Origin of the sequence: Armatimonas sp. (assembly GCF_031410135.1) — a bacterium.
In the GTDB taxonomy this organism is placed as follows: domain Bacteria; phylum Armatimonadota; class Armatimonadia; order Armatimonadales; family Armatimonadaceae; genus Armatimonas.
Window position 1 is genome coordinate 1 of the sequence record NZ_JANNYP010000106.1, and the last position, 8974, is coordinate 8974.

9 protein-coding genes are annotated in these 8974 nt (G+C 60.8%); 8 read left to right on the forward strand and 1 reads right to left on the reverse strand.

Annotated elements, in window-relative coordinates:
• The 3 genes from RMO15_RS03885 to RMO15_RS03895 all read left to right on the forward strand — a co-directional run.
• The coding region (locus tag RMO15_RS03885) for a DNA cytosine methyltransferase (protein ID WP_309708044.1) at positions 1–589 on the forward strand (589 nt) is incomplete at its 5' end.
• A 68-nt stretch (positions 590–657) separates the two neighbouring features.
• Entirely contained in the window at positions 658–1011 is a 354-nt protein-coding gene (locus tag RMO15_RS03890; RefSeq protein WP_309708047.1) for a 2Fe-2S iron-sulfur cluster-binding protein, read from the forward strand.
• Positions 1012–1069: 58 nt separating this feature from the next.
• Complete coding sequence (locus RMO15_RS03895; protein ID WP_309708050.1) at positions 1070–3406, forward strand: MFS transporter; 2337 nt, start codon at positions 1070–1072, stop codon at positions 3404–3406.
• Between the two features lie 39 nt (positions 3407–3445).
• Here the strand turns inward: RMO15_RS03895 and RMO15_RS03900 are convergent, their stop codons facing one another.
• Positions 3446–3928, reverse strand: a complete 483-nt coding sequence (locus tag RMO15_RS03900; RefSeq protein ID WP_309708053.1) for a glutathione peroxidase — start codon at positions 3926–3928, stop codon at positions 3446–3448.
• Positions 3929–3930: 2 nt separating this feature from the next.
• On the opposite strand from RMO15_RS03900, the gene RMO15_RS03905 reads away from it, so the two are divergent.
• The 5 genes from RMO15_RS03905 to RMO15_RS03925 all read left to right on the forward strand — a co-directional run.
• Positions 3931–4455: a methylated-DNA--[protein]-cysteine S-methyltransferase gene (locus RMO15_RS03905; protein WP_309708056.1), complete on the forward strand. Its 525-nt coding sequence runs from the start codon at positions 3931–3933 to the stop codon at positions 4453–4455.
• Positions 4456–4503: 48 nt separating this feature from the next.
• Positions 4504–5136, forward strand: coding sequence for a Holliday junction branch migration protein RuvA (gene ruvA, locus RMO15_RS03910; RefSeq protein WP_309708059.1), 633 nt, complete (start codon positions 4504–4506; stop codon positions 5134–5136).
• A gap of 3 nt (positions 5137–5139) precedes the next feature.
• Positions 5140–6222, forward strand: coding sequence for a Holliday junction branch migration DNA helicase RuvB (gene ruvB, locus RMO15_RS03915; RefSeq protein WP_309708062.1), 1083 nt, complete (start codon positions 5140–5142; stop codon positions 6220–6222).
• Positions 6223–6237: 15 nt separating this feature from the next.
• Complete coding sequence (locus RMO15_RS03920; protein WP_309708064.1) at positions 6238–7605, forward strand: tetratricopeptide repeat protein; 1368 nt, start codon at positions 6238–6240, stop codon at positions 7603–7605.
• Positions 7606–8974: tetratricopeptide repeat protein (locus RMO15_RS03925; RefSeq protein ID WP_309708067.1), on the forward strand; the 1369-nt coding region annotated here is incomplete at its 3' end.

Below are 8974 nucleotides of genomic sequence, written 5' to 3' on the forward strand. Positions count from 1 at the left end.
CCCTACTCACGACGAAGAGGCGCGGTTTGGTCTCCCGCGCTGGCGGACATTTCGAGATGCTGTCGAGGGCTTGGAAGGAACGCCTGAGGCGGCGAAGTTTCCCGAGCGGCGCTTGCAATACTACCGCCTACTAAAAGCGGGACAGAACTGGCGGGACTTACCAGAGCATCTACAACGCGCTGCGATGGGCAAGGCGTATGAGGCCGGGGGCGGTAAAGTCGGTTTTTATCGGCGACTTGCCTGGGATCGTCCCGCGCCAACCGTCGTTACTTGTCCCACAATGCCGGCGACCGACCTTGCCCATCCTGAAGAAAATCGGCCGTTGTCCGTTCAAGAGTACGCTCGCATTCAGACGTTTCCCGATAGCTGGAAGTTCGAGGGGAACTTAGCGAGCCGCTACCGGCAGATTGGCAATGCTGTGCCCGTGCGCTTTGGTGAGGTGATTGGTCGCCACTTGCTGGCCTACGATGCCGGGGAGTGTTTAGAAGTTCAACACCCGCAGCTACGGCTCAGTCGCTATCGAAACACTGATCATCGCTCCTGGCATGCCGTACAGTCACCGGGCTGGGTGACGGGGAAACTCTTTTAGTCAAGCAGGAAAAACTGTGTCCCTTCCCGAATAGAGAGGCATTCCACCTGGGAGAAAATCGTAAACACATGCCCCAATTAACTGTTGAAGGCCATGGCACTTTTGAGGTGCCCGAAGGCAAGAAGCTTGTTCTCTGTATTGAAGATGCGGGAATTCCGATCCTGCACCGCTGTGGCGGCGTCCCTGCCTGCACCACGTGTCGCGTCCAAGTGCTAGAGGGCGACGTGACGCCCATGTCCGATGAGGAAGAGTCGGCTTTAGAAGATCCTGAGCTGATCGCCACCCACCGGCTCTCCTGCCAGCTACGCGTCCAAGGCGACATGAAAGTCGCGGTCTGGGGCGAGGTCGGTAAAGAAGCAAAAGGCGCGTTCTTCACCGACGGCAAGGTCTTCGACAGCGCGGGCGAGCGCCCCGCCGACTAAGGCGTCGCTAGACATGCTATAGTAGGCCGGGGCATCTTTGCCCTGGCTTTTTTGTTTTATGGCTGACGAACCTGAACCCATCTCCCCCATGGTCGCGCTCCGTGGCCTGCGTATCTCGACGCAGGAGGCGCTGTGGGCGACGGTTTTTGTGGTCTTTACGGGTGGGGCATTTCAGATTGGGTTTGCGCGGTATCTGGGGGCAAATGACTTTGTGCTGGGGCTGCTGGCGGGGCTGCCTGCCGCCGTGGGGCTCTTGCAGATTCCGGCCTCGCTCTACATTGAGCGGCGCGGCGAGCGGCGACGCTTTGTGGCGTTCTCGGCAGGGGCGGGACGGCTTGCACTGGCGGCGCTTGCCCTGGTGGCACTCGCGCCGCTGCCACTGCCTCTCAAGCTGACTCTCTTTTTGATCCTGCTGATTCTCTCGTCGGCGCTACTGACGATCACCGTTCCCGCGTGGACGAGCTGGATGAGCGACCTCGTGCCCAATGACGCGCGGGGGCGCTACTTTGCGGGGCGTAACCGGCTGGCGAGCATTGTGGCGATGCTGGCTCCTCTGCCTGCGGCCTGGCTGCTCGATAGGCTGAGGCCCGACACGGGATTTCCCTTGCTCTTTGGCCTTGCCGCGATTCCCGCCGTGGTGTGTTTTGTGCTGATCCTGCGCCAGCCCGAGCCGCCGATGGTGCGACAAGTAGAGAAGACGAACCCTCTCAAGTCGCTGAAAGCTCCGTTTGCGGATCCGAGCTTCCGGCGCTTTCTAGCCTTTGCAGGAATGGTGGTAGTGGGGCAGTCGCTGGCGGGGCAGTTTTTCATGGCCTGGCAGGTGGATAAAGCGGGACTGGAGCTACCGTATGTGGTAGTGCAGCTGATCGGCGCGGTTGCCTCGGCGGCAAGCCTAGCCACCATGCCCCTCTGGGGCTATCTGGCCGATAAGTACGGCGGGCGGCCCGTGCTGATGATCGGGAGCTGGTTGGTGCTGATTAGCCCGATCCTCTGGTGCTTCACCTTTCCGGGGCAGAACTGGCTCAACTACCCGCTCATGGTCACGATGAATATCGTCTCCGGTGCGGGCTGGGCTGCCGTGGGACTGACACAGTTCAATTTACTGCTCTCGATGACACCCGATGACAAGCGTGGCACCTATGTCGCGGTTTTCTCGGCGTTCACCGGAATTATCGGAGGTATCTCCCCGATTGTCGGTGGCGCACTGATGACCGTGTTTGCCGATGTCCGTCTCCCCTTTGCACTGAATAACTACAAGGTGATGTTTCTGATCACCGATGTGGTTCGTGTGGCGGCGCTGGTGCTGCTCCATCAGCTTAAAGTAGAGGACAGCCAGTCCACGCGCTTTGTGCTGGGGCAGCTCGTGGGCACGGGCACGATGGGCGGCTTCCGACGGGCACAGAAGCTCGCTAAGACGACCGATGCCGAGGCGCGAGAAGAGACGGTGCGTGAGCTGGGGGAGCGCAAGTCGTCGCTGGTGGTGGAGGAGCTGGTGGAGGCGCTGGACGACGTTGCCCATGCCGTGCGGGGGACGGCGGCGCGGGCACTGGGGGAGATTGGAGACACGCGGGCCATTCCGGCGCTCTCGGCCAAGCTGCTTGACCCCGCCGCGGCTATCGGGGAGGAGGCGGCGCACTCGCTCGGGTTTCTCGGTGACTGGTCTGCGACGCCCGCTCTCGAAGCCGCGTCCCGTGGCCCCAATGCAACCGTGCGTGTGGCCGCCCTGCGTGCTCTAGGCCGCCTCGCCGACCCGTCTTCCGCGCCAACGCTCATCGCCGCGCTCAACCCGGATCGCCCCACGCGCTGTGAGGCCGCCTGCTCTGCTCTAGCCGCTATCGGGGAGAACCTGCGCCCCGAAGACAGCGCCGAGGCGGAGAGACGCCTGCTGGCCTTGCTCACGCCCGACGTGGATCAGGGAATGCGCCTGGCTGCGGCTCGCGCGATGGAGAAACTCGCCCCTGCGCTCCCTGACACGCTCTGGCCTCTCACTGTGAAGCTCACCGAAGAGACCGATCCGGCGGTTCTTGCCCGGCTTGCCGTCGCCCTCTCGCGGCTGGTGCTGGCCCACGCGCCCAAACCAGAAACCCACTTTCCGTTCTTGCTCAAGACCGCCCGTCGCTTGGAGGGCAGTGGGCTGTGCTACCTCCAGGCCCTCTACGCCGCCGCCGACACGGTTTTGCCACCCGGCACGCTCTATCCGCTACTGGCACTGAAGGGGATGGCCCGCGACGAGGCGCTTCATAAGCTGATCACGGACAAATCGCTACTCGAAACCTACAGCCTGGGGAACTATCTGGAACTCACCAAACGCCTCCCCACGCTGGCCCGTCGTGACGAGGATCCCCCCGCCGAAGAGGCGCTGCTTGCACTGCTGATGCTGAGCCCCGCCCCCTAACCCCCGCCGAGCGGGGGGTAGGGGTGGGCTAGGGGGGACTTACTTCAGCGCGGCTTCAATCGCGGCGAGAATTTTCGGATCGTCGGGCTTCATTGGGGCGGGGAAGCGGGCGATAACCTCGCCGTTCTTGCCGATCAGAAACTTACCGAAGTTCCACTCAATATCGCCGCCGTTAGGCTTTGGCAGGCCCGTGAGGTACTTGTAGAGCGGGTGCTGGTCGTTGCCCTTGACACTGATCTTGCTGAACATGTCGAAGCTGACTTTGTAGTTCAACGAGCAGAACTGCTTGATCTCGGTCTCCGTGCCGGGCTCTTGTGCGCCGAAGTTGTTGGCTGGGAAGCCCAGAATCCGCAGACCCTTGGTCTTGTACTTCTTGTTGAGAGCCTCAAGCTGCTCGTACTGCGGGGTCAGGCCGCACTTGCTGGCGACGTTTACTACCAGGACAACCTTGCCCTTGTAGCCCTTGAGCGGCACGTTTTTGCCGTCAATGTTCTTCATCGTAAAATCGTAGATAGATGCCATAGTTGAATCCAATCCTCCAGAAAAATATACCTGACTTGCGCTACAATGGTTCCATGATCTATGCAGAGACCTTCGAGACGCGCTTCGGTGTGATGACCGTGGCAGTAGCCGCCGATGGTGCCGTGGTATCGCTGGAGTTCAGCGAGAGAGCGCCGGAGGGAAGCTCCCATGATCCGCTCATTACCCGGCAGGCCAAGCGCCAGATCCAGGAGTACTGTGATGGGGAGCGCACGGAGTTCGATCTCCCTCTCGCTCCAGGGGGCACGGAGTTTCAGAACCAGGTCTGGGCTGAGGTCGCCAAAATCCCCTTTGGTCACACTCGTACCTATGGCCAGATCGCGTCTGCGGTGGGCAACAAAGACGCCGCCCGCGCGGTGGGGGCCGCCAGCGGAGCCAACCCGATTCCTATCATTGTCCCCTGCCACCGCGTCATCGCCGCCGATGGTGGCCTAGGCGGCTTCGCCTACGGCACGGGCGTAAAATCCCGTCTCCTCGCCTTCGAGAGCGAGCAGCCCAGTTTGTTTTAGGGTACGGCTTTCCGGGTTATCCGTCTTGCAGCGAGTATAATTCAAGCAATGATAGCGCAGCTTACGGGAAAAGTTGTTCGAGTCGCCACTCCGGTGGTCGTCCTCGACGTCAATGGGGTGGGGTATCGGGTCTCGGTGCCGCTTTCGGTGATTGAGCGTCTGCCTGCCGATGGTTCGCCGATCACTCTGGTGACCCACATGATTGTCCGCGAGGATGATCTTAGCCTCTACGGGTTCTGGGATGAGAGCGACCAGCAGGTCTTTGAGCTTCTGATCACGGTCAGTGGGGTTGGCCCTAAAGCCGCTCTGGCGCTGCTCTCGGCACTGGGCGGCGATGGCCTAGCGCGGGTGGTGAGCTCGGAGGATGTCAAGTCCATCACGAAGACACCCGGGATCGGGCCGAAACTGGCACAGCGGCTCGTGCTGGAGCTCAAGGACAAGCTCGCGGGGATGGGCTTCTCCCGACGCGTCGAGCAGCTTGCCGCAACCCATACGGTGAAAGTCCGAAGTGCCAACGACCAGCTCTTAGACGATGTTAGCTCCGCGCTTCTCAACCTGGGCTACAACAAAAACGATGCCCTCCGCGCGGCAGAACTAGCACTCAATGAAGCCCTACAAACTGACAGCAGCCCGCCCTTTGCTACCGTGCTCCGCGCCGGGCTCAACCGACTAACGAGGTAAAAGATGCCAATCCAATCAAGTGACTTGAAAACAGCCGATAGTGGTGCGAAAGTGGCCCCGGAGCGCCTCGTCGGTGGTGGATTCCAGGGCGGTGGCAGTGGTGGCGACGATGACGGGGAGCTTTCGCTACGGCCCAAGCGGCTGGCGGAGTATATTGGGCAGCCCAAGATCAAAGAGCGCCTCGGGCTTTCCCTCACCGCCTCGAAGATGCTGGGGCAGGTGCTCGATCATGTGCTCCTCAGCGGTCCTCCTGGACTGGGCAAGACCAGTCTCGCCAATGTGATTTCCAATGAAATTGGCGCAAATTTGAAGGCAACCAGCGGACCGGCGATCGAAAAGCCTGGAGATCTCGTTGCGATCCTCTCCAACCTCGAAGAAGGTTCGGTGCTCTTTATTGATGAGATCCACCGGCTCAATCGTCTGGCAGAGGAGTTTCTCTATCCCGCGATGGAGGACTACGAGATGGACATGATGATCGGTCAGGGGCCGTCGGCGCGTACCGTCAAGATCCAGCTCCCGCGTTTCACCCTGATCGGGGCGACCACGCGGCCGGGGCTCTTGACCAACCCGCTACGGGATCGCTTCGGAATTCACGAGACCTTCGAGTTTTATGGAACCGATGACCTCGCCAAGATCGTCACACGATCAGCAGGGATTCTAGGAGCCGTGATTGACCCGAGTGGCTCGGAGCAGATTGCCAGCCGCTCGAGAGGGACGCCGCGTATTGCCAATAGACTGCTGCGTCGCGCCCGTGACTATGCTCTCGTGCGAGGTGATGGGACGATCACCGCGGAGATGGCAGATGCCGCCCTGCGGATGTACGAAGTGGATGAGCTGGGGCTTGATGAGTTTGATCGGCGTTTCTTGAGGACGCTGATCGAGAAATTTGATGGCGGACCGGCGGGTGCGGAGACCTTGGCCGCGACACTGAGAGAAGAACGCGATACTATAGAGGATGTCGTCGAACCTTACTTGATGATGCTGGGGTTTTTGAACCGAACACCGCGTGGCCGTGTCGCAATGCGTGGGGCCTATGAGCACTTGAAGATTCCCTATGGAAAGGGGCCGGTGCTTTTTGACGTGTAGACGGAGACAATAAGCATGAACTGTCCGGGATGTAAAGCGCGCAATCCAATCGGCAATAAATTCTGCCGAGAGTGTGGCCAGAAGATTCCTCTGGAAGAAAATATTCTGGTGCAAGAAGAGGCCCAGAAGGCAGAGGCAGAGCGTGCCCGTGAGCGTGCGGCTCAGCTTCTCACCCGGGCCTTCACGCTCTCACAGCACGGCAAGCCCGCTGAGGCGCTTCCTCTCGCGGAAGAGGCGGCAGAGCTTCTACCCGAGTCTACGTCTGCGCTGACTCTCTGCTCCACTCTCTACGAGCGTCTCGGGCAGAACGATAAAGCCATCACCATGATGGAGCGCGTCGTGGCATCGAACCCGGACTCGGCGGTGGATGCCGACAAGCTCGCCCGGCTCAAGCGAGGAGTCCACGTGCTCCCCAACCGCCCCACGCTTGCGGAAGTCCCAGATGAAGAGTCACCGCGCCGCTGGGTTCCGGTTGTGGCAGCGGTTGTGGCAGGCGGGGTGGTGCTCTCTTTGGGGATCTTTGCGGTGCTGAAGTTGGCGGCAAAAAAAGACAAGCCCCTTCCCCTTGCTATCACCGAAGTGGATAAAACAAAAGGCCCCAACTTCTTTGGAGGGCAGGTTGCCACACCCGGCGGTATGATGGGCGGCCCGCTGTCCGCTCCGCAAATGCAGGCGCGTAGTGACCCGTTTGCCCCCGTCGGGAGTCGCCCCATGGGAGCCACCCCAGAGCCGCGCCGTAGCTTTCGGGAACGGCCGGAGCGTAGTGAGCGCCCTCTAAGCAGTGGCAGTCCTGTCCTCCCCAATCCGCGCGATGCACAGGCCAACAGTGGGTCGGGGAATGTGCCGCCGGTGACGTTCTCAAGCTCTAGTGGCCCCGTTGGAAATCAGCTTCCCCCGCTGGGAGGGGCTCAGCGTAGCCCGGACTCTATTCCCGCCGCACCACCCGCGCAAAATCCCTCTGCGAATACGAACAACAGTAGCCCCACAGGAGATCCGCCACCTGCGGCGGATAGCTCGGGATTTATTCGGGTTCGTGAACACAACTCGGGGACTGGCTCCGGTTCTAACTCCAATGGTGAGCTACGTTCTTCGTCGCTGGGGGGCGATCCTCTGCTGCGGGCACAGACCTTGCAAGCCTCAGGAAGATACCGCGAGGCGATCACCGCGTTTCGTGAGGCACTGGCCGCAGGTGCCATTGCGGGAGATGTCCAGCAGGGGATTGCCCTGTGCCATCAGCGCCTTGGGGAGAAAGCCCCGGCGCGCTCGGCGTACCAGCAGGCCATTGTGGCATTTGAAGCGCAGGTTCGTGGTGGACGGAGTGTCGAGCAGGCACAACGCGGAATCTCTGTCTGCCGGGCCGCGCTAGATGTGTTAGGAAGTTAATTGAACCGACGAATTTTTTTACAAGCCGGGCTAGGTTTGGCAGTGTTGCCTGTCTCTACGGTTGCCGCCCAGACCCGGCCCCGTGTGCTGATTTTTCCCACGACCCTGGGGCGGCTCGCTGTCGCAACTGAGCAAAAACCAGGGATTGATGGTCTCACTGATGGTGACCGAATAAACCTAGCTGCTCGTGCGGTTCGAGAGCAGCTTGAGGCAGAGAATGTGGTCACCACGCTTCTCTATGATGCGAGCGACACCTTTTTTCAGAAAGCACTTGCGGGCGCGAAAGTCAATCTCCCTGCGGGCACAGAGATTGATGAAGCGGCGCGGCTGAAGCTGGGAGCCGCGGTGGGGGCACACTATATCCTCACTGTTTTCTCTCGGCTTGCAGTGGATCAGATCGTGACATCCGCGATCACACCGCTGACCTCACCCACACTAGAAGTCGAGTCTATTGCGATTAAGTCTGGTGGGAAACCCGGAGTGCGCTGGCAAGACAAGATCATGGTGGCGGCAAGCAATGACAGTGGACGGCGCCCGATCGGCGCGATCCCCGCAGGAGTTGAGTCGGCGGCGCGAACCCTGGTTCTGCGATTTTTAGGCGGGCCACTCCGCGAGTTCAGCCGCACCGCCCTAGACCCCACCCTCCTTCCGCCGCCCGTGAAGCCAAGGCCTGCCGTTGTCGAAGCACCGCCGCTGGACTTCGATGCGGAAGCGGGGAAGATGATGCTGGAGGCACAGGAGCAGCTCCACCGCGACCAGCCAATTGCCGCGATCGCTCTGCTACGTCAGGTGGTGAACTACCAGCCGCGCATCATGGCCCCTCGCCTCTTGCTTGCCGAGGCATACCAGAAAGCTAAGCGCTCGTCTGAGGCGACCGGGGAGATTCGGCGGGCAATGAAGCTTATCACGGGGGCAACGCCTGAGCAGAAAAGTGAGCTAACACGTATGTTGGCGCGGATTCTTCTGGAGGATGGTGACCAAGAGGGCGCGACCCAGCTCTTCAATCAGCTTCTTATGGAGAATCCCAACAACACCGAGGCGCGTCTGGGGCTGGCCGAGCTACTCTTGAGTAAGGGCCAGAACGAAGCGGCAGAGATCCAGTTTCGGCTGATCCGCGACCGTGATCCTGGTAGTGTTGAGGCCGGTCAGGGGCTTGTACGGCTTCTGAGTGCGCGTGGCGCGCTCGAAGATGCGATCAAGGAGACAAAGGCGAGCCTGCCTGCGGTGCAAAATCCCATGGCAACCCTGGTCTTTATCGAGTCTGCCACGGGGCTTGCGGCGCGAACGGTGCAGAACCGAGCGGCGTGGGAGGAGAAAAAGCTCAGCCGTGAGGTTTTCTTCAAGGCCACGGCCAATCAAGCCACACGGG

Coding starts and splice junctions, on each gene's coding strand:
- RMO15_RS03890 (WP_309708047.1), top strand. CDS start 658: ATGCCCCAATTAACTGTTGAAGGCCATGGCACTTTTGAGGTGCCCGAA.
- ruvB (WP_309708062.1), top strand. CDS start 5,140: ATGCCAATCCAATCAAGTGACTTGAAAACAGCCGATAGTGGTGCGAAA.
- RMO15_RS03920 (WP_309708064.1), top strand. CDS start 6,238: ATGAACTGTCCGGGATGTAAAGCGCGCAATCCAATCGGCAATAAATTC.
- ruvA (WP_309708059.1), top strand. CDS start 4,504: ATGATAGCGCAGCTTACGGGAAAAGTTGTTCGAGTCGCCACTCCGGTG.
- RMO15_RS03895 (WP_309708050.1), top strand. CDS start 1,070: ATGGCTGACGAACCTGAACCCATCTCCCCCATGGTCGCGCTCCGTGGC.
- RMO15_RS03900 (WP_309708053.1), bottom strand. CDS start 3,928: ATGGCATCTATCTACGATTTTACGATGAAGAACATTGACGGCAAAAAC.